This is a genomic window from Microbacterium xylanilyticum, assembly GCF_054654695.1.
Genome location: NZ_BAAIEN010000002.1, coordinates 4015308 through 4033037 on the forward strand (window position 1 = coordinate 4015308; position 17730 = coordinate 4033037).

General features: G+C 70.6%; 16 protein-coding genes and 1 riboswitch. Of the genes, 10 read left to right on the forward strand and 6 right to left on the reverse strand.

Annotation, left to right across the window (positions count from 1 at the left end):
* The 3 genes from thiS to thiC all read right to left on the reverse strand — a co-directional run bounded on the left by thiS (position 1) and on the right by thiC (position 3323).
* Entirely contained in the window at positions 1-240 is a 240-nt protein-coding gene (gene thiS / locus ACYQ1L_RS19910; protein ID WP_460005700.1) for a sulfur carrier protein ThiS, read from the reverse strand.
* Positions 237-1583: an FAD-dependent oxidoreductase gene (locus ACYQ1L_RS19915; protein WP_460005701.1), complete on the reverse strand. Its 1347-nt coding sequence runs from the start codon at positions 1581-1583 to the stop codon at positions 237-239. The genes thiS and ACYQ1L_RS19915 overlap by 4 nt, the downstream gene beginning before the upstream one ends.
* Positions 1584-1589: 6 nt before the next feature.
* On the reverse strand, positions 1590-3323 hold the full coding sequence (gene thiC, locus ACYQ1L_RS19920; RefSeq protein WP_460005702.1) for a phosphomethylpyrimidine synthase ThiC: 1734 nt from the start codon (positions 3321-3323) through the stop codon (positions 1590-1592).
* A riboswitch (TPP riboswitch) is annotated at positions 3319-3427 on the reverse strand. Its footprint overlaps the gene before it by 5 nt.
* Before the next feature lie 175 nt (positions 3428-3602).
* Between thiC and ACYQ1L_RS19925 the strand changes: the two genes are divergently transcribed.
* The 4 genes from ACYQ1L_RS19925 (at position 3603) to ACYQ1L_RS19940 (ending at position 7676) form a co-directional block, all read left to right on the forward strand.
* The gene (locus ACYQ1L_RS19925) at positions 3603-5678 is read left to right on the forward strand and encodes an MDR family MFS transporter (protein WP_460005703.1); all 2076 of its coding nucleotides are present in this window, start codon (positions 3603-3605) and stop codon (positions 5676-5678) included.
* A 56-nt stretch (positions 5679-5734) separates the two neighbouring features.
* Positions 5735-6343, forward strand: a complete 609-nt coding sequence (locus tag ACYQ1L_RS19930; protein ID WP_460005704.1) for a TetR/AcrR family transcriptional regulator — start codon at positions 5735-5737, stop codon at positions 6341-6343.
* Positions 6340-6924 (forward strand): GNAT family N-acetyltransferase, encoded by a 585-nt coding sequence (locus tag ACYQ1L_RS19935; RefSeq protein WP_460005705.1) that lies wholly within the window; start codon positions 6340-6342, stop codon positions 6922-6924. The genes ACYQ1L_RS19930 and ACYQ1L_RS19935 overlap by 4 nt, the downstream gene beginning before the upstream one ends.
* Positions 6925-7472: 548 nt before the next feature.
* Positions 7473-7676, forward strand: a complete 204-nt coding sequence (locus ACYQ1L_RS19940; RefSeq protein WP_159575099.1) for a cold-shock protein — start codon at positions 7473-7475, stop codon at positions 7674-7676.
* A gap of 78 nt (positions 7677-7754) precedes the next feature.
* On the opposite strand, the gene ACYQ1L_RS19945 is transcribed toward ACYQ1L_RS19940, so the two are convergent.
* From ACYQ1L_RS19945 to ACYQ1L_RS19955, 3 genes are all read right to left on the reverse strand, one after another.
* The gene (locus ACYQ1L_RS19945; RefSeq protein WP_460005706.1) at positions 7755-8429 is read right to left on the reverse strand and encodes an HAD hydrolase-like protein; all 675 of its coding nucleotides are present in this window, start codon (positions 8427-8429) and stop codon (positions 7755-7757) included.
* A 26-nt stretch (positions 8430-8455) separates the two neighbouring features.
* Positions 8456-9151, reverse strand: a complete 696-nt coding sequence (gene nucS, locus ACYQ1L_RS19950; protein ID WP_159575097.1) for an endonuclease NucS — start codon at positions 9149-9151, stop codon at positions 8456-8458.
* A gap of 145 nt (positions 9152-9296) precedes the next feature.
* Positions 9297-10520 carry an MFS transporter gene (locus tag ACYQ1L_RS19955; protein ID WP_460005707.1) on the reverse strand — a complete coding sequence of 408 codons (1224 nt, stop codon included), beginning with the start codon at positions 10518-10520 and terminating at the stop codon, positions 9297-9299.
* 59 nt (positions 10521-10579) lie between these two features.
* Here ACYQ1L_RS19955 and ACYQ1L_RS19960 point away from each other — a divergent pair, with 59 nt between their 5' ends.
* From ACYQ1L_RS19960 to ACYQ1L_RS19985, 6 genes are all read left to right on the forward strand, one after another.
* The gene (locus ACYQ1L_RS19960) at positions 10580-11668 is read left to right on the forward strand and encodes a LacI family DNA-binding transcriptional regulator (protein ID WP_460005708.1); all 1089 of its coding nucleotides are present in this window, start codon (positions 10580-10582) and stop codon (positions 11666-11668) included.
* 137 nt (positions 11669-11805) lie between these two features.
* The gene (locus tag ACYQ1L_RS19965) at positions 11806-14754 is read left to right on the forward strand and encodes a Na+/H+ antiporter subunit A (RefSeq protein WP_460005709.1); all 2949 of its coding nucleotides are present in this window, start codon (positions 11806-11808) and stop codon (positions 14752-14754) included.
* Entirely contained in the window at positions 14754-15329 is a 576-nt protein-coding gene (locus tag ACYQ1L_RS19970) for a Na(+)/H(+) antiporter subunit C (protein ID WP_460005710.1), read from the forward strand. Before ACYQ1L_RS19965 ends, ACYQ1L_RS19970 begins: the two co-directional genes overlap by 1 nt.
* Positions 15326-16888, forward strand: a complete 1563-nt coding sequence (locus tag ACYQ1L_RS19975; RefSeq protein WP_159575092.1) for a Na+/H+ antiporter subunit D — start codon at positions 15326-15328, stop codon at positions 16886-16888. The genes ACYQ1L_RS19970 and ACYQ1L_RS19975 overlap by 4 nt, the downstream gene beginning before the upstream one ends.
* On the forward strand, positions 16885-17463 hold the full coding sequence (locus ACYQ1L_RS19980; protein ID WP_460005711.1) for a Na+/H+ antiporter subunit E: 579 nt from the start codon (positions 16885-16887) through the stop codon (positions 17461-17463). The genes ACYQ1L_RS19975 and ACYQ1L_RS19980 overlap by 4 nt, the downstream gene beginning before the upstream one ends.
* The gene (locus tag ACYQ1L_RS19985) at positions 17460-17729 is read left to right on the forward strand and encodes an MrpF/PhaF family protein (RefSeq protein WP_460005712.1); all 270 of its coding nucleotides are present in this window, start codon (positions 17460-17462) and stop codon (positions 17727-17729) included. The genes ACYQ1L_RS19980 and ACYQ1L_RS19985 overlap by 4 nt, the downstream gene beginning before the upstream one ends.
* Position 17730: the final 1 nt, after the last annotated feature.

Sequence of the window (17730 nt, forward strand, 5' to 3'; positions counted from 1 at the left end):
TCAGCCTCCCTGCGTGGCGGTGACGATCTCGATCGCGTCGCCGTCGGCCAGGTGCGCGGTGGTCCAGGCGCTGCGCGGCACGACACCGGCGTTGACCGCGACCGCGATGCCCAGGGTCTCGCGACCGGGGGCGACTCCCCCGGTCGTGACGCGGATCCCGGTGCGTTCGGCGACGAGGTCGGCCACGGTGAGCGGGGCGGCGGCCGAATGCTGCGCACCGTTGACGGTGAGGGCGATCATCGGAGGATCCCTTCGGGTTCTCGTGCGGGTACGGCCGCGGGCGGCGGCCAGGTGGATCCGGGGCGTCCGGCCCCGGCCTCGGCGAAGCGGTCGGGCCGGAATGGCGCGGCGAGCGGATCCGCGCGACCGTCGACGAGGCCCGCGCACACCTCGGCGGCCAGCGGGGCGAGCAGCACGCCGTGCCGGAAGAACCCGGTCGCCACGACCAGGCCCGCGATGTCGCCGCCGGTCCCGTCGCGCACGCGCCCCAGCAGCGGCGCGTTGTCGGGCGTCGCCGGCCGAGCGCGTGCTGTTGCCTCGAGCAGCTCCAGCTCGGCCACGGCCGGCACCACCTCCTGGGCGTCGCGGAGCAGACGGTGCACGCCCGCGGCGGAGACGCCGTCGAGACCGTCCTCGCGTTGAGTCGCCCCGATCACGAGCGTGCCGTCGCGCCGCGGCACGAGATACACGCTCTCGCCGCGCACCAGACCGCGCACGGTCATGCCGAGCAGCGGGCGCAGGCGCTCCGGCACCCGCAGACGCAGGATGTCGCCGTGCACGGGGCGCAGGGCGGCGCGCAGCTCCAGGGGCAGCCCGTCCAGCACACCGGCGCCGAGCGCGTTGGCGAGGACGACCTCGTCCGCCTCGATCACCGTGCCGTCGGCGAGCCGCACGCCCGTGACCGCGAATCCCGGTGCGGCCCCAGCCGCCGTGGCCGCCGCCGTCGGAGCGCTCGCACCAGCCGGGGCGGCCGCCGCCGGACCGTCCGCGCCGCCCGCGCCGCGCACCAGCCCCGTCACCCGCTCCCGCACGATCCGCACCGCGTCGCGCTCCTCCAGGGCGCCCAGCAGCCGCGCCGCGAGAGCGCGCGGATCCACCTGATGGTCGCCGCGGATCCGGTACGCACTCGTGACACGAGGGCCGAGCAGCGGCTCGAGGGCGCGCGCCTCCCGCACGGTGAGCGGCTCGGCCGCAAGTCCGCGCGCGAGGTGCGCGGCGTGCAGATCCGCGAGCGCACGCCGGTCGCCCTGGTCCACGCCGACGAGCAGGGTGTCGCCGGGCCGGTGGCCGGTCGCCTCCGCGGCGGACCGGCCCGCGGGGGCGAGGGCGCGGACGAAGTCCGGGTAGCGCGCCGCCGACGCCTGCAGCAGCGGCAGCAGCTCGTCCTCCTGGTAGTGGAACTCGCTGACCGGCGCGAGCATCCCCGCGGCGGCGAACGTGGCGCCCCTGGCCGGATCCGGATCGCACAGCACGACGGGCCGGCCCGCCTGAGCGATCCGCCACGCGATGCTCAGCCCGATGATCCCGGCGCCGACCACGACGACGCGGGCGGCGCCGTCCGCGCCGCCGCGATCACGCAGCATCCCGGGCTACCGGGCGCCGACGGTCGGCATCGGCAGGTACACCTGTCCCCCGGACGCCGCGAACTCGGCCGACTTCTGCGCCATGCCGGCGATCCGCTCCTGCTCCGCCCCGTCGCCGAACCGGTCCCGGATGTCCTGCGAGATGCGCATCGAGCAGAACTTCGGACCGCACATCGAGCAGAAGTGCGCGGTCTTGGCGGGCTCGGCGGGCAGGGTCTCATCGTGGAACGCCTCGGCGGTGTCCGGATCCAGCGACAGCGCGAACTGGTCGCGCCAGCGGAACTCGAAGCGCGCCTTGGAGAGCGCATCGTCGCGCGCCTGGGCGCCGGGGTGGCCCTTGGCGAGGTCGGCGGCGTGCGCGGCGATCTTGTAGGTGATGACGCCGGTCTTCACGTCGTCGCGGTCGGGCAGGCCTAGGTGCTCCTTGGGGGTGACGTAGCACAGCATCGCCGTGCCGTAGCGGGCGATCTCGGTCGCGCCGATCGCGGAGGTGATGTGGTCGTAGCCCGGTGCCACGTCGGTCACCAGCGGGCCCAGCGTGTAGAACGGCGCGCCGTCGCAGAGCTCCTGCTGGCGCTCCACGTTCTCGCGCACGAGGTGGAACGGCACGTGACCGGGACCCTCGACCATGACCTGCACGTCGTACTCCCACGCCCGCTTGGTCAGCTCGGCGAGAGTGTCGAGCTCGGCGAACTGGGCGGCGTCGTTCGCGTCGGCGATCGATCCGGGCCGCAGCCCGTCGCCGAGGGAGAACGCCACGTCGTACTGCGCGAAGATCTCGCACAGCTCGTCGAAGTGCGTGTAGAGGAAGTTCTCCTGGTGGTGCGCGAGGCACCAGCCGGCCATGATCGACCCGCCGCGGGACACGATCCCCGTCACCCGGTCGGCGGTGAGCGGCACGTAGCGCAGCAGCACGCCCGCGTGCACCGTCATGTAGTCCACGCCCTGCTCGCACTGCTCGATCACGGTGTCGCGGTAGATCTCCCAGGTGAGCGCCGAGGCGTCGCCGTCGACCTTCTCCAGCGCCTGGTAGATCGGCACCGTGCCGATCGGCACCGGCGAGTTGCGGATGATCCACTCCCGCGTGGTGTGGATGTCGTCGCCCGTGGACAGGTCCATCACGGTGTCCGCGCCCCAGGTGGTCGCCCACTGCAGCTTGGAGACCTCCTCGGCGATCGAGCTGGTCACCGCGGAGTTGCCGATGTTCGCGTTGATCTTCACCAGGAACGCCTTGCCGATGATCATCGGCTCGGACTCCGGGTGGTTCACGTTGTTCGGGATGATCGCCCGGCCCGCGGCGACCTCGGCGCGCACGAGCTCGGGATCGCAGCTCTCCCGCAGCGCCACGAAGCGCATCTCGGGCGTGATCACGCCGTCCCGCGCGTACCGCATCTGCGTCACCGTGCGTCCGGGGCGCGCCCGACGCACGGGACGGCGCGCGCCGCGCCACTCGGCCGACGCGGCACCGCGGCGGATCGCGGAGCGGCCGTCGTCGTGCAGGTTCCGCGCCCGGCCCTCGTACTCGTCGGTGTCATCGCGATCGGCGATCCAGCGCTCCCGCAGTGCGGGCAGGCCGACCACCGGATCGCTGCCCGGCCCCTCGGTGCGGTAGATCGTCACCGGCGGGTTCTCCGTCCCGTCGGGCGATGGATCCAGCCGGATCCGGGTGACCGGCACGTGCAGGTCGTGAGCGGAGTCGTGCAGATGCGCGAGCGAGCGCGCAGAATCGCGAGATCCCATGAGGGCTCCTACTTCCTTCGCCGGCATTACCCGGACAGGTTCGAACGGTCGCAGGCCGCGTCAGCCCGATCTCAGCCCTTGCGAGGGCCCCCGTGTGGATACCGACACAGTACACGGATCACCGCAGCACCCAGCAACCTCATAGCGAAGCTGCGTTTGCGCAACCTTTCCGATCATGTAATCTTGCAGAGCTGCAACATTCTTGCCGCCAACGTCGGCGCCCGCGCATCGCATGCCGACGACGGGCTCCGGCGTCCTCGAACCATTCGAAGGGGCTCCATGTCCACCGCAACCGCAACCACAGGGGCGACGCGCGCCGAGCACGCGCAGAACGCCCCGATCATGACGCACAGGCAGATCCTGCTCGTCATCTACGGCCTCATGGCCGGCATGTTCCTGTCGTCGCTCGACCAGACCATCGTGGGAACCGCGATCCGCACCATCGGCGACGACCTCCACGGTCTCGACCAGCAGGCCTGGGTCACCACGGCCTACCTGATCACCTCGACGATCTCGGTGCCGATCTACGGCAAGCTCAGCGACATCTTCGGCCGCCGTCCGCTGTTCATCTTCGGCATCTCGGTGTTCATCCTCGGCTCGATCCTGGCGAGCTTCTCGACCTCGATGCTCATGCTGGCCGCGTTCCGCGGCGTCCAGGGCATCGGCGCCGGCGCTCTGATGTCGCTGCCGCTCGCGATCATGGCCGACATCCTCGCGCCGCGTGAGCGCGCGAAGTACCAGGGCTACTTCTTCGCCGTGTTCGGCGTCTCCTCCCTGATCGGCCCGCTCGTGGGCGGCCTGTTCGCCGGCGCGAACGAGATCCTCTGGATCAACGGCTGGCGCTGGGTCTTCCTCGTCAACGTGCCGATCGGCATCATCGCGCTCGGAATGGTGATCGCGTTCCTGCACCTGCCCAAGGTCGGCAAGCACAAGAACCCGCGCATCGACTGGTGGGGCGCGACGGCCGTGATCGTGGCGCTCGTGCCGCTGCTGCTCGTGGCCGAGCAGGGACGCGAATGGGGCTGGGGCTCCTTCGGCGCGATCACCTGCTACATCATCGGCGGACTCGGCGCGATCGCGTTCGTGCTCATCGAGATCGCGATGAAGGACGACGCGATCATCCCGATCCGGCTGTTCCACTCGCGCCCGTTCTCCTGGGCGACCGGCATCGGCGTTCTCGTCGGCTTCGGCATGTTCGGCGCGATGATGACCATCCCCCTCTACATGCAGATCGTCGGCGGGCTCACTCCGACCGAGTCCGGGTTCGCGATGCTGCCCATGGTCTTCGGTCTCATGGGCTCCTCGATGGCCGCCGGCCAGATCACCGCGCGCACCGGTAAGTACGGGATCTTCCCGCGCACGGGGACGCTGATCATGGCCCTGGGCTTCCTGCTGCTGACGTTCGTCTCGGCGAACACCTCCATCTGGTACATGATGATCGGCATGTTCGTGGTCGGCCTCGGCCTCGGCCAGCTCATGCAGTCCCTGGTCATGACCAGCCAGAACGCCGTCGAGGCCAAGGACATGGGCGTCGCGACGAGCGCCGCCACGTTCTTCCGCCAGATCGGCGGAACGCTGGGCACCGCGATCATGCTCTCCATCCTGTTCACGCTGCTCCCGACGAACATCGTGCACAGCATGGCCGACAAGCCCACGCTGACGAGCGCGCTGAACGCGGCCCTGGATCCCGCCGTCGCCGGGGAGAAGAAGAATCAGGCCGTGATGAAGCAGCTGTGGAACCCGATCGTGGGGCCCCTGCAGGCCAACATCCAGACGCAGCTCGACAAGGGCACCACCGAGGCGAAGGCCGCGGCGGGCAAGGCGGTCGCCGACGCCGTCACGGCCGGCGTGAACCAGGCCGTCGCCGCCGGGCAGCTCCCCGCGGCCGCCGCGCAGAGCGTGATCGACCAGAAGGTCGCCGAGGCGACTCCCGCCGCCGAGGCCAAGGCTCTGCAGGCCGTGGCCGACAAGGCTCACGGCACGGTCAAGGACGGCAAGGTCGTCGTGGACTGGTCCGACAAGGATCAGCGCAGCTACTGGGTCGACCAGCTCGTGCCGAACATCGTGAAGGAGATCGACAAGGGCACGTCGAAGGCGTCGAGCGGATCCAGCTCGTCGGTCAGTGACACGTCCTTCCTGAACGGAGCGGATCCGGCCCTCACCAAGCCGTTCATGGCGGGCTTCACGCAGGCCATCGACGTCATCTACTGGGTCGGCTTCGGCGTGCTGATGCTCGCCTTCGTGCTGACCTGGTTCTTCAAGGCGCCCCCGCTGCGGACGCGCTCGGCGCTGCAGGAGCGGGCGGACGCCGCCGGCGTCAGCGAGACCGGTACGATCAGGGTCCAGAGCGCCTGAGCGATGCAGCCGGGGCGGGCACGTCCCGCCCCGGCTCCGCGCACGAGGAGAAGAAGATGAGCATCGCGAACACCGTCGGCGAAGGCCGGCGCGAGCGCAAGAAGCAGCAGACGCGTCAGGCGCTGCACGAGGCCGCCCTGCGCCTCGTCGAGGAGCAGGGCCTGGACGGCACCACGATCGAGCAGATCTGCGAGGCCGTCGACGTCTCGCCGCGCACCTTCTTCAACTACTTCCCGTCCAAGGCCGCCGCCGCGCTCAAGCTGCCCGAGTCGGGCGTCGAGGCGGAGGTGGAGGCGCGCTTCCTGCGTTCGGAGGGAGAACTCGTCCCCGCGCTCTGCGAGGTCGTGGGATCCTCGATGGACGTCGGCATGGACCGGCAGCGGATCAAGGAGCTGCTGATGCGGCGCCCCGAGCTGCTGCCCGCCTTCTCGCAGTGGATGGGATCCGTCCGCGAGCAGCTCGTGGAGCTCGCCGAGCGCCGCGCCGCCGATCACGACGAGGCGATGCGCGCGGTGTCCCTCGTGCTCGCGGCCATGAACGTGCTCGTGCACACCCGCACCACGCCGGACCGCCCGGGCGCCGAGCGGCTGCTGCAGGCGCTGGACGGCCTCGTCGACGTGCGGTCGGCGCGGATGTCGGATCCGGAGCCTACGCTGGAGGCGTGACCTCCCCCGCCGGGGAGCGGCTCGCCCTGCCGCTGCGCACCGAACGGCTCATCGTCCGCGCGAGCACGGCGGATGATGCCGACGCGGTCTGGAGCTACCGGCGCCTCGACGAGGTCAACCGGTGGCTGACGACCGCCCCGCCGGACGCCGCCGCGTTCCGTGCGCACTTCGCGGATCCGGAGCGACTGGCGGTCACGCTGCTCGTGGAGCTGCCCGGCACCGGCGTGATCGGCGACATCATGCTGCGCGTCGAGGACGCGTGGTCCCAGGCCGAGGTGCGGGACCGCGCTGTCGGCGTGCAGGCGGAACTGGGCTGGGCCATGGATCCCGCGCACCAGGGCCGGGGATATGCGACCGAGGCGGTGCGTGCGGTGATCGCCGCATGCTTCACCGAGCTCGGTCTGAGACGGGTCAGCGCCGGCTGCTTCGCGGCGAACGAGGCGTCCTGGCGGATGATGGAGCGCCTCGGCATGCGGCGCGAAGAGCACAGCCGTGAGACGGCGCTGCACCGCAGCGGCGAGTGGATGGACGGAATGAACTACGGCCTCCTGGCCACGGAGTGGCGCGCGTTGACCGTTTGAGAGCGCATTCCGATCGTCGTACGGAATCGCCTGGACACCCGTGCATGCGCTCGCCTAATGTGGACCGCGCGCACCTGAAGAGGGTCGCTCCCGCCTGACGTCCCCAGCGAAGGCGGTAGGTCTTCCCCAGAGACCGGCGGCCCGTGCGTGCATGGGCCCCCTCGGCGCATCCAGTCCCCAATGGATACCCCGGGGGGCCGCTTCGTCCCCAGTATTCCGATGTATTGCATGGTAGACTCGGGGGCCACAATTTGTCCCCCTTTTGGGGGACAAATTCTCTGAACATGCGTTATGCTGTTCTTAGACGCACCCTCCGGTCGTCCTGGGTCCCCATCGCTCCCCCCGCGGTGGGGACCCGCTCCATTTCCGGGGAACCCGCATCGGACCGCGTCCCGTCACGCGCCGCCGCCACGCGGATACGGCCCCGTCACGCCGTGCAACATTTGCGTCACCTTGTCACCCGGGGTGTTGCGATGAGGCGCCTCTCGGATAGCGTTAGCCTTGTCGGCGCGTTTGCTCCGACGTAAGCCCAAGCAAGAAGGCAGTACATGACTCAGGGCACGGTTAAGTGGTTCAACTCGGAGAAGGGCTTCGGCTTCATCTCCCCCGATGACGGTGGGGCTGACGTGTTCGCGCACTACTCCGCCATTGCGACGTCCGGTTACCGCTCGCTCGACGAGAACCAGCGCGTCGAGTTCGATGTGGCGCAGGGCCCCAAGGGCCTGCAGGCCGAGAACATCCGTCCGCTCTGAGCGACACGGACTCCTGACTCCCCCGGGGCTTCGGCTCCGGGGGAGTTCTCTTTGCGCAGGGCGCCCGGCCTGCGCGGCTCAGGCCCGCGGGAGCAGGAGCCGCAGCAGCTGCTCCGGTGTCGCGACCTCGGCGACCGCGCCGTCCGACTCCCCCGGCTCGCCGAAGCCCCAGGTCACGTAGATCACCGGCACGCCGAGCGGCGCGGCGCCCTCGATGTCGTGCTTGCGGTCGCCGATCAGCACGGGCCGGCTGATGTCGACGCCGGCGTCGGAGAGTCGCTGCAGGGCGCGGCGGAGCACCGCCTCCTTGCCGTCGTGCAGACCCGCGGCGTCGGGCAGGGCGCCCGCGACCACGACGAAGTCGTTCATGAGGTCGTAGTGCTCGAGGATCGCGAGCACCTGATTCTCCGGCTTCGAGCTCGCCGTCGCCTGCGGGACCCCCGCGGCCTTGACCGCCCGCAGCGCCTCGGCCACGCCGGGATAGATCCGCACGCTCGCGGCGTAGCCGTCGCGGGCGGCGAGCTCGCGATACCGCCGCACCGCGATGTAGGCGTCCTCGACGGACAGCCCCGCGCGATCGCGGAACGACTCGAACATGGGCGGGCCGATCCACTGCGAGAGCTCCGTGGCGGCCGGCTCGGGAAGCCCGAAGGACGCGAAGACCTCGATGAGGCGGGGCAGGATCCCGGCCGAGGCGTCGGCGATCGTGCCGTCGACGTCCCAGAGGACGCAGGTGTACGGGGGAACGGACATGTCCATGCCTCTCTCGGAATGAAGCGTCAGAACAGCCGGGGCGCGCCGGAGGAGATGCCCTTCATGTCCTCGTAGTCGAGCACGAGGCACCGGATCCCCCTGTCCTCGGCGAGCACGCGCGCCTGGGGCTTGATCTCCTGGGCCGCGAACACGCCCTGGACGGGCGCCAGGTGCGGATCCCGGCCGAGCAGCTCGAGGTAGCGCGTGAGCTGCTCCACCCCGTCGATATCGCCGCGGCGCTTGACCTCGACGGCGATGGCGACGCCGTTCGCGTCGCGCACCATGAGATCCACCGGGCCGATCGCGGTCGGGTACTCGCGGCGCACCAGGGTCGCGCCGTCGGCGATGCGGTCGACCTGCTCTGCGAGCAGGCGCTGCAGATCCGCCTCGACGCCGTCCTTCTGCAGGCCCGGATCCACGCCGAGCTCATGGGCGGAGTCGTGCAGGATCTCGTAGATCTGCACGCGCAGCGCGTCGCCGGTCTTCTGGTGCGTCACGCGCCACACCTCGGTGACGCCGGCGGACGCCTCCTCCTCCCCCGGCTGCTCGGACTCGAGACGGCACGGCGGGCTCATCCAGTTCAGCGGCTTGTAGCTGCCGCCGTCGGAGTGCACGAGCAGGCTGCCGTCGCCCTTGTGCACCAGCAGGCGCGTGGCGAGGGGCAGGTGGGCGTTGAGGCGGCCGGTGTAGTCGACGGCGCAGCGGGCGATGACGAGACGCACCCGAAGAGCCTAGCCCGCCCTGCTGCGACGCCTGGACGATCACGTTGCGTCTGCGGGACGGATCCGAGGATCCGGTCGTGCACGCGTCGTCAGCTCCTGCAGACGTCGCGGGAGCAGCCGGTTCCGTGGGACGGCGATGCGGCGCTCAGTCGGCCGACACCTTCTGGTCGACGCGGAGCGGGCGTGCGGCGCCGGAGAACAGGCCGGACAGCGCCGCCAGCACCACGAGGATGTACAGCGTGTTGAGCAGGCCGATGTGGTTGCTGATGAAGCCGAGCACCGGCGGGCCGCTGAGGAACGCGATGTAGCCGATCGTCGCGGCGGCGCTCACGCGTGCCGCGGCCTTCGCCGGGTCGTCCGCGGCGGCCGACATGCCCAGCGGGAAGCCGAGGGATGCCCCCACGCCCCACAGCGCCGCGGCGACGAACACCAGCGGGGTGCTGGGCGCGAGGATGAACAGCAGGATGCCGGCGGCGGCGGTGATCGCGAGGGTGCGCAGCACCACGACGCGGCCGAACCGGTCCACCAGGGGGCCGCCGAACAGCCGCACGACCGTCATCGCGACGGAGAACGTGGCCAGAGCCGCGGCGCCGAGCGCCGGTCCGGCGTGATGGTCCTCGGAGACGCCGAGCGCGAGCCAGTCGTTGGCGCCGCCCTCGGCGAACGACATGCCCAGCATCACGATGCCGAGGAAGTAGGTGCGCGGCTCGCGCCACGCCTCCAGCGCGATGTGCATCCGTTCCCGCCAGTGCGGCTTCTCCTCGGGCTGCGGATCGAGCGCCGCCTCGCGGTTCGGCACGTTCGCCCAGCACGCGACGGCGACCACGGCGATCACTCCGGCGATGAGCAGCGTGTGCGCCGTGACGTTCCACCCGGACTGCACGAGGAGGGCGCCGATGCCCGCGCCGATGACCGTGCCGAAGCTGAAGAAGGCGTGGAACACGGGGAGGATCGTCTTCCCCATCTGCTGCTCGATCGCGGTGGCCTCGACGTTCATCATGACGTCGAGGGATCCGTTGCCGAAGCCGAACAGCACGAGGCCTGCGATCACCACCGCCGGGGAGCTCAGCACGTTGGTGCCGAGCCCGACGAGGCCGACTCCGACGGCGAAGGTCAGCATGGTGACGAGCATGCCGAGGCGGGCGCCGGTGCGCGCCATCACCGCAGGACTCGTCGAGATGCCGACGATGGAGGAGATGCCCATTCCGAGCAGCAGGACGCCCATCTGCGCGTTGTCGATATGCAGCGCCACCTTGATGTCGGGGACCCGTGACGCCCAGGTGGCGATGGACAGACCGCTGGCGAGGAAGATCGCGAAGATCGCGATGCGCCAGCGCACGAACTGGGAGCGGGTGAGAGCGGTGTCCATCGGGTCAGTGTATCGAATCGATTCGATGCCTGTATTCCCAAGGGTGTTATTGTCGAGGAATGAGCTCGGATCCGGACGCCGGGGCGCCCCGGCGCCGTGCGACGATCGCCGATGTGGCGCGCGTCGCAGGTGTGAGCCCGTCGACGGCGTCCGTCGTGTTCAGCGGCAAGGCGCCCGTCGCCGAAGCCACGCGGGAGCGCGTGCTCGCTGTGGCCGCAGACCTGGGCTACACCGGTCCCGACCCGAGGGCGGCGTCGCTGCGCCGGGGTCGGAGCGGCATCGTCGCCGTGACGGTCGAGGAGCACCTGCGCACGGCGTTCCTGGATCCGGTCAAGACCGCGACCATGGACGGCCTCACCGATGGCCTCGCCGAGCTCGGCGCCGGCGTGCTGCTGCTGCGCGACGACCCGGATGCGGCGCCGGACGCCCCGACCCTCGCCACGGCGCCGATCGACGCGGCCGTGCTCATCGGGTGCAGCGGACGCATGCGGGCGACGCTCCAGGCCGTGCGCAGCCGGGGACTGCCGGTCGTGGTGATCGAGGGCGACGCGGGGGAGGGCGTGCCGCGGATCGAGCTCGACAACGTCGAGGCCGCCACCCAGATCGCACACCACCTGCGCGCACTCGGGCATCGCGACGTCGGTGTGGTGACCCTGTCCTTCGACGGGGACCGGATCCGGGGCGACGCGACGCCCGAGCGCATCGCCGCGATCACGACGCCGGTCACCAAGGACCGACTGGACGGCACGCTGTCGGTGTTCGCCGACGCCCGCGTGGTGTCGGCGGGCGGCAGCTTCATCGACGAGGGCGTGCTGGCCGGGCGGCTGCTGTTCGCCGACCCCGAGCACCGTCCGACCGCCGTCATCGCCCAGAGCGACCTGCTCGCGGCCGGGGTCATCCGCGCCGCCGAGGAGGCGGGGCTGCGGGTGCCCGAGGACGTGAGTGTGGCGGGCTTCGACGGCATCGCGGTGGACGGCCTCGGCGAGCACGTCCTGACCACCGCCGTGCAGCCCGCCGTGGAGAAGGGTCGCGCGGCGGGTGACGCCATCGCGCGCCTGCTGGCGGGGGAGCCGGCAGCGTCGATCCGCTTCACCTGCGCCTTCCGGGAGGGCACCACCACCGGCCCTGCACCCGTCACCGCCGGCTAGATTCCGGATCCGGCATACGACGGGATCCGCGGTCGCGAAACGTTCAGCCTCTAAGCTGGATGCGAACCCGCCCGCCTGTGTCGACCTGCCCGGCCCACGCCGAGACTGCAGAGACCGACGAGCCAGAGGAGACCGCCATGCTGACGCTCCTCGCCGTGTTCGCCCTCGCCTCACTGCTGCTGCCGCTGCTCGTGGCCTGGATCGGTGCGCGCGCGTTCGCCGTGGCCGCTCTCATCCCCGCCGCGGCCTTCATCCACACCGTGGCGCTCACGCCACGGGTGCTGACCGGCTCCGCCGCGGATCCCGCCGTGCTGCCGCACGAGTCGGTCGAGTGGATCCCGCAGCTCGGCATCGCGCTCTCCTTCCGGCTGGACGAGCTGAGCTGGCTGCTCGCCCTGATCGTCACCGGGGTCGGCGCTCTGGTGCTGCTGTACTGCCGCTGGTACTTCCGCGGTTCGAAGGAGGGCCTCGGCCAGTTCGCCGCCGTGCTGCTGGCGTTCGCCGGCGCGATGTACGGCCTCGTCACCACGGACGACCTCGTGCTGCTGGTGATGTTCTGGGAGGTCACCAGCATCCTGTCGTACCTGCTCATCGGGTACTACCACCGCCGCGGCGCGAGCCGCCGTGCGGCCCTGCAGGCGCTGCTGGTGACGACGCTCGGCGGGCTCGTCATGTTCATCGGCGTGGTCTTCCTCGCCGTCGACGCCGGCACCTCGAGCATCTCCCGGATTCTGGAGATCGCGCCGAAGGGCCCTCTCGTCGATGCGGCGATCGTGCTGCTGCTCGTCGGCGCCCTCAGCAAATCGGCGATCTTCCCGTTCCACTTCTGGCTGCCGGGCGCGATGGCCGCGCCCACGCCCGTGAGCGCCTATCTGCACGCGGCCGCCATGGTGAAGGCCGGCATCTACCTCATCGCCCGGTTCGCGCCGGTGTTCGCCCTGTCGGGTCCGTGGCGTCCTATCACGATCTCACTCGGCGTCTTCACCATGCTGTTGGGCGGCGTGCAGGCGCTGCGGGAGACCGACCTGAAGCGCATCCTCGCCTTCGGCACGGTGAGCCAGCTCGGCTTCTTCACGATCGTGCTGGGCTACGGAACGCCGGACGCGATGCTCGCGGGGCTGGCCCTCGTGCTCAGCCATGCGCTGTTCAAGTCGTCGCTGTTCCTCATCGTGGGCGTCATCGACCGCCAGCTCTCCACGCGCGACGTCACCGAGATCAGCGGCGTGGGGCGTCAGGCCCCGCTGCTCGCGACCGCCGGCTTCCTCGCGGTGGGGTCCATGATGGGGATCCCGCCGACGATCGGCTTCGTCGCGAAGGAGTCGACGCTCGCGGCGCTGTTCGACGAGGCGCTGCGGGGGTCGCCGTGGGGCATCGTCGCGCTCGCCGGCGTGATCCTCGGTTCCATCCTCACGGCGGCATACGGAGCGCGCTTCCTCTGGGGCGCCTTCTGGCGCAAGAAGGACGCAGGGGGCGTGTATATGCCCGATACGGAATGGCCGGCTCCGCCGTTCGGCTTCCTGGTGTCGCCGGTCGTGCTCTCTGCGGGCACGGTCGTACTCGGGCCGCTGGCGTCCGCGGTGAGCCTGGCGCTGCACGGATACGCCGACGACGCGAAGGCTCCCGCCTACGACGGCTCGCCGCTGGATCCGGGTCATCTCGCGCTGTGGCACGGCCTCGCGCCCGCGCTGCTCCTCTCGCTCGCCGCCGTGCTGCTCGGTCTCGCCCTGTTCCCCCTCTCGCGACGGCTGGGCTGGGACCGCGCCCCGCGCCTGCTGCCGTTCACCGCGCAGGACGCGTACTACCTCGTCATGCGCAACGTCGACCGGCTCTCCGTCGTCACCACCACGATCACGCAGCGCGGTTCGCTGCCGATCTACGTCGGCACCATCTTCGTCGTGGTGATCGCGGGGGAGGCCACGGCGCTCATCGCCGGCGGCCCCGCGAACGCCGAGCTGAGCGCATGGCACACCCCGGTGCAGCTGGTGGTGGCGCCCATCATGATCGGCGCGGGACTCCTCGCCATCCGGGCGGAGAAGCGCTACACCGGCGTCGTGCTGGTGTCGGTCACCGGACTCGGCATGGTGGTGCTGTTCGGCACCAGCGGCGCGCCCGACCTCGCCCTCACACAGATCCTCGTCGAGACCGTGACCCTGGTGACGTTCGCGCTCGTGCTGCGGCGGCTGCCGGCCCGGATGGGGGAGCACAACGCGTCGGTCGGACGGGTGCCGCGCGCGATCCTCGGCATCGCAGCGGGCGTGATGATGGCGCTCGTGGCGATCGTCGCCACCGGATCCCGGGTCGCCGAACCCATCTCCGAGGCGTTCCCGAAGCTCGCCTACGAGCTCGGGCACGGCAAGAACGTGGTGAACGTGGCCCTGGTGGACCTGCGCGGCTGGGACACGATGGGGGAGCTGTCGGTGCTCGTGCTCGCGGCCACCGGCGTCGCGTCTCTCGTCTTCGTCACCCACCGCGCCGACCGGCTCTCCGCCACGAAGGCGCTGCCCGAGGGTCCGCGGCGGGCTCGGCGCGGCCCGCTCGTCGAGACGACCGAGGGCGTGCGCGTGCAGACCGCCGGTGACACGGCGCCCCGGGCGTGGCTCGTCGGCGGCGGCAACGTCAAGCCGGAGAACCGCTCGATCCTGCTCGAGGTGATCGTGCGGATCCTGTTCCACACGATCATCGTGGTCTCGATCTACCTGCTGTTCGCCGGGCACAACGCCCCCGGCGGCGGCTTCGCCGGAGGCCTCGTCGCCGGCATGGCGCTGGTCATGCGCTACATCGCCGGCGGCCGGTGGGAGCTCGGCGCCGCCGCGCCCACCGATGCCGGGCGGCTGCTCGGAGGCGGACTCATCCTCGCGGTCGGCGCGGCGGTCGTGCCCCTGTTCTTCGGACTCGCCCCGCTCTCCAGCGCGGTGTGGGAGGCGGAGATCCCGGTCATCGGCCACCTCGAGTTCGTCAGCTCGACGATCTTCGACATCGGCGTCTACCTCGTCGTCATCGGGCTGGTGCTCGACGTGCTGCGCAGCCTCGGTGCCGAGGTGGATCGGCAGACGCTCGAGATGCGCGCGCGGGGGGTGGATGTCTGATGGACGTCTCCCTCGTGCTCATCGTGATCATGGCCGTGCTGTTCGGCTGCGGCGTGTACGCGATGCTCGAGCGCAGCCTCACCCGGGTGCTCATCGGATTCCTGCTGCTCGGCAACGCCGTGAACCTGCTGCTGCTCATCGTGATGGGCCGGCCCGGACGCGCGCCGTTCTACGGCGCCTCCGGCGACGTGAGCGACCCGTTGCCGCAGGCGCTCACGCTCACCGCCATCGTCATCACGTTCGCGGTCTCCGCTTTCCTGCTCGCGCTCATCTACCGCTCCTGGCAGCTGGGCAAGGCCGACACGGTCGAGGACGACGAGGCCGACATCGCCCTGCGCGGGCGCACGGAGATCGAGGAAGACCTCATGGACGACGAGGTCGACCTCGAGGACGAGGACGCGACCACCGACTTCGTGGGCGTCGCGACCGCGCCGATCCGCGTGCTGCACGCGAAGGACCACGCCGCGCTCCTCGACGACGCCCCCGTGGACAGGCCGGATCCCGGCCCGCTGCCCGGCGGCGGCGGACCGCAGGACGACGCCGACCCACGCGAGCCGGGGGAGGAGGGCCGATGAGCGCCCTCGTCCCGCTGCTCGTCGCGCTGCCCCTGCTGGGCGCCGCGATCACCCTCGTCTTCGGTCGGAACACCCGGATCCAGGTGATCGTCACCGTCGCGACGCTCGCCGCCGTCTCGGTGATCGCCGCCACTCTGCTCGTCGCGGTCGATCAGGCCAAGCCGATCGCGGTGATGGTGGGCGGCTGGCCGGCGCCGTTCGGGATCGTGCTGTACGTCGACCGGCTCGCGGCGCTGCTGGTGCTGGTGTCGAGCATCGTGCTCGTCGCGGTGCTGCTCTTCTCGGTGGGCCAGGGCGCCGCGGACGGCGCCGAGGAGACGCCGATCTCCATCTTCAACCCGTCGTACCTGATCCTCGCGGCGGGCATCTTCAACGCGTTCATCGCCGGCGATCTGTTCAACCTGTACGTCGGCTTCGAGATCCTGCTCGTCGCGTCGTACGTGCTCATCACGCTCGGCAGCACCGAATCGCGGATCCGCACCGGCGCGGTCTACATCGTCGTCTCGCTCGTGTCGTCGGTGCTCTTCCTCGTGGCGATCGCGCTGATCTACGCGGCGCTCGGCACCGTGAACATGGCGCAGATCGCCGAGCGGATCGAGGAGATCCCGCCGAGCACGCAGCTCGTGCTGCACCTCATGCTCGTGGTGGCGTTCGGCATCAAGGCGGCCGTGTTCCCGATGTCGTTCTGGCTGCCCGACTCCTATCCGACCGCGCCCGCGCCGGTGACCGCGGTGTTCGCGGGCCTGCTCACGAAGGTCGGCGTCTACGCGCTGATCCGCACCGAGACGCAGCTGTTCAACGTCTCGAGCATCAACACGCTGCTCATGATCGTGGCCCTCGCGACGATGGTGATCGGCATCCTCGGCGCCGTCGCTCAGGCCGAGCTGAAGAGGATCCTGTCGTTCACGCTGGTCAGCCACGTCGGCTACATGGTGTTCGGGCTGGCGATCGCGACCCCGGCGGCGATCGGCGCGACGGTCTACTACATCGTGCACCACATCATCGTGCAGACCACGCTGTTCCTGGCGGTGGGCCTCGTGGAGCGCAGGGCGGGGAGCACGTCGATCCTCAAGGTGCGCGGGCTCATGAAGGCCGCGCCGCTGATCGCGGTGCTCTACTTCGTGCCGGCGATCAACCTCGGCGGCCTCCCGCCGTTCTCAGGATTCATCGGCAAGTTCGCCCTGTTCCAGGCCGCGGCGCAGGTCGCGACGCCGCTGATCTGGGTGCTCATCGTCGGCGGGGTGCTCACCTCGCTGCTCACGCTGTACGCGCTCATGCGCGCCTGGAACCTCGCGTTCTGGCGCAGCAAGGACGAGACGCCCGAGGAGATGGAGAACGAGCGCATCGCCCATCTCGGCAGCGCGCCGGCCGCGGACGAGCAGCAGGAGCGACGCCGGATCCCCACGATCATGACCTTCGCCACGGGCGGCATGGTCGCCGTGACCCTGGCGCTCACGGTCTTCGCAGGCCCCATCTACGGGCTCTGCGAGCGGATCGGCGCCAACCTGCTGCAGCCCGTGCACCTCGACATGCTCGACGGGGACGGGGCGTCGTCATGAGCCCCGACGTGAAGCGCACCCGCTGGCGCGAGATCGGCGTGCAGCTGCCGTTCCTGCTCTGGCTCGTCGTGCTGTGGATGCTGCTGTGGGGCCAGGTCACCGTGCTCGCGGCGGTCACCGGCGTCGTGGTGGCGCTCATCGTGACCCGCGTGTTCCGGCTGCCGACGATCGAGCTGTCCGGGCGGATCAACCTGCTCTGGACCGCGGTGCTGGTGGTGCAGTTCCTCGCCGCGGTCGTGCACGGCTCGCTCAGCGTCGCCGCGCAGGTGCTGAACCCGCGCCGCGCGCCGCGGTCGGCGATCATCGCCGTGCCGCTGCGCTACGCCGACGACCTGATCATGACGCACGTCGCGGTGACGTCGTCGCTCATCCCCGGATCGCTCGTGGTGGAGGCGGAGCGCGATACCCGCACGCTGTACCTGCACGTGATCGGCGTGCGCTCGCTCGACGACGTGGAGCGGCAGCGCGCCGGCGTGCTGCGCTGGGAGCGCCGCATCGTCCGCGCGGTCGGCTCGCCGGCGCAGGCGGCGCTGCTGCGCGCCGACGAGCGCGCTGAGAAGGAGGGACGTCGATGAATCCGCTGCTGCTGGTGATCATGATCGTCTTCGCCGTCGCGGCGATCCTCACCGTGATCCGCATCGTCATCGGTCCGTCGATCCTTGACCGTGCAGTCGCCGCCGACGTGCTGCTCACCGAGGTGATGTGCGTGCTCGGGGCCGACATGGCGATCAACCACCACACCCGCACGCTGCCCGTGCTCATCGTGGTGGCCGCGGTCGGCGTCTTCGGATCCATCTCGGTCGCACGGTATGTCGCACGCAGGGACAACACGCCCTCATGAA

Excerpts from the sequence above, each read along its gene's own strand:
- ACYQ1L_RS19945 (WP_460005706.1), bottom strand. The coding sequence starts at position 8,429 with ATGTCCGTTCCCCCGTACACCTGCGTCCTCTGGGACGTCGACGGCACG.
- thiC (WP_460005702.1), bottom strand. The coding sequence starts at position 3,323 with ATGGGATCTCGCGATTCTGCGCGCTCGCTCGCGCATCTGCACGACTCC.
- thiS (WP_460005700.1), bottom strand. The coding sequence starts at position 240 with ATGATCGCCCTCACCGTCAACGGTGCGCAGCATTCGGCCGCCGCCCCG.
- ACYQ1L_RS19980 (WP_460005711.1), top strand. The coding sequence starts at position 16,885 with ATGAGCCCCGACGTGAAGCGCACCCGCTGGCGCGAGATCGGCGTGCAG.
- ACYQ1L_RS19970 (WP_460005710.1), top strand. The coding sequence starts at position 14,754 with ATGGACGTCTCCCTCGTGCTCATCGTGATCATGGCCGTGCTGTTCGGC.
- ACYQ1L_RS19915 (WP_460005701.1), bottom strand. The coding sequence starts at position 1,583 with ATGCTGCGTGATCGCGGCGGCGCGGACGGCGCCGCCCGCGTCGTCGTG.
- ACYQ1L_RS19960 (WP_460005708.1), top strand. The coding sequence starts at position 10,580 with ATGAGCTCGGATCCGGACGCCGGGGCGCCCCGGCGCCGTGCGACGATC.
- ACYQ1L_RS19940 (WP_159575099.1), top strand. The coding sequence starts at position 7,473 with ATGACTCAGGGCACGGTTAAGTGGTTCAACTCGGAGAAGGGCTTCGGC.
- ACYQ1L_RS19955 (WP_460005707.1), bottom strand. The coding sequence starts at position 10,520 with ATGGACACCGCTCTCACCCGCTCCCAGTTCGTGCGCTGGCGCATCGCG.
- ACYQ1L_RS19925 (WP_460005703.1), top strand. The coding sequence starts at position 3,603 with ATGTCCACCGCAACCGCAACCACAGGGGCGACGCGCGCCGAGCACGCG.
- ACYQ1L_RS19930 (WP_460005704.1), top strand. The coding sequence starts at position 5,735 with ATGAGCATCGCGAACACCGTCGGCGAAGGCCGGCGCGAGCGCAAGAAG.
- ACYQ1L_RS19965 (WP_460005709.1), top strand. The coding sequence starts at position 11,806 with ATGCTGACGCTCCTCGCCGTGTTCGCCCTCGCCTCACTGCTGCTGCCG.
- ACYQ1L_RS19985 (WP_460005712.1), top strand. The coding sequence starts at position 17,460 with ATGAATCCGCTGCTGCTGGTGATCATGATCGTCTTCGCCGTCGCGGCG.
- ACYQ1L_RS19975 (WP_159575092.1), top strand. The coding sequence starts at position 15,326 with ATGAGCGCCCTCGTCCCGCTGCTCGTCGCGCTGCCCCTGCTGGGCGCC.